Genomic DNA, 1,432 nt, shown 5'->3' on the forward strand with positions numbered 1-1,432 from the left:
AGAGGAAGTTGACGCCTTGGGCGAGTGGGAGTTCGGTGGAGTAGTTGACGGTGTTGGTGGATCGTCGCATGTAGGTTTTCCAGGCGTCGGAGCCGGATTCGCGTCCGCCGCCGGTTTCCTTCTCGCCGCCGAATGCTCCGCCGATCTCGGCGCCGGAGGTGCCGAGGTTGACGTTGGCGATGCCGCAGTCGGAGCCGTCGGCGGACAGGAATCGTTCCGCTTCGCGTTGGTTGGTGGTGAAGATCGCCGACGACAGTCCTTGGGGTACTTCGTTGTGCAATGCGATCGCGTCCTCGAAGTCGTCGTAGGTCATCACGTAGAGGATGGGAGCGAAGGTTTCCTCGTGCACGACCGAGGTTTGCGCGGGCATCCGGATGAGGGCCGGTTCGACGTAGTAGGCGTCGTCGAGTTGGTCGGCGAAGCGGGTTCCGCCGCCGGTGACGAGTTCGCCGCCGTCGGCTGTGGCTTTGGCGAGGGCGTCTGCGAAGGCGGTGAACGCCGCCCGGTGGACGAGGGGTCCGACGAGGGTGGTCTCGTCGAGGGGGCTGCCGATGGGTAGCTGCTCGTAGGCTTTGCTGATGCGGTCGACGAGTTCGTCGGCGACGGAGGAGTGCACGATGAGCCGGCGCAGGCTGGTGCACCGCTGTCCGGCGGTGCCGGCGGCGGAGAACACGATGCCGCGTACCGCGAGGTCGAGGTCGGCGTGCTCGGTGACGACGGCCCCGTTGTTGCCGCCGAGTTCGAGCAGGCTCCGCCCGAAACGGGCGGCGACCCGGGGGCCGATCTCGCGGCCCATCCGCACCGATCCGGTGGCGCTGAGCAGGGCGACGCGGGGATCGTCGACGAGTCGTTCCCCGACCTCGCGCGTGCCCTGGATCAGGTGGTGGATGCCGGCGGGGGCGCCGACGTCGGCGGCGGCCCGGCGCAGCAGCGCGTCGCAGGCGAGCGCGGTGAGCGGGGTGATCTCCGAGGGCTTCCAGACCACGGTGTCTCCGGCGACGAGGGCGATCGCGGTGTTCCACGACCACACCGCGACGGGGAAGTTGAATGCCGAGATCACCCCGACCACCCCGAGCGGGTGCCAGGTCTCCGACAGTCGGTGTCCCGGCCGTTCGGAGGCCATCGTCTTGCCGTACAACTGGCGTGAGAGTCCGACCGCGAACTGGCAGATGTCGATCATTTCCTGCACTTCGCCGAGTGCCTCGGAGGTGACCTTGCCGGCCTCGAGGGTGACCAGGTATGCGAGGTCGTGCTTGTGTTCGGTCAGTAGTTGTCCGAGGCGGGCGACGACCGCCCCGCGTTGCGGTGCGGGCACCAGCCGCCAGTCGGCGAACGCGCTTGCCGCCGACGTGATCGCGTCGTCGACCTCGCGCGCGGTACTGGCCTGCAGCCGGCCGATGACCTCACCATTGATCGGACTCCGCGACACCAC

General features: G+C 68.3%; 1 protein-coding gene. It reads right to left on the reverse strand.

Going from position 1 to position 1,432, the window contains the following annotated elements; all coding sequences use genetic code 11:
* Nucleotides 1-1,432: aldehyde dehydrogenase family protein (locus ACFVJ3_RS49460; RefSeq protein ID WP_378459041.1), on the reverse strand; the 1,432-nt coding region annotated here is incomplete at both ends.

It is taken from the genome of Rhodococcus sp. NPDC127593 (assembly GCF_042671975.1).
In the GTDB taxonomy this organism is placed as follows: domain Bacteria; phylum Actinomycetota; class Actinomycetes; order Mycobacteriales; family Mycobacteriaceae; genus Rhodococcus_F.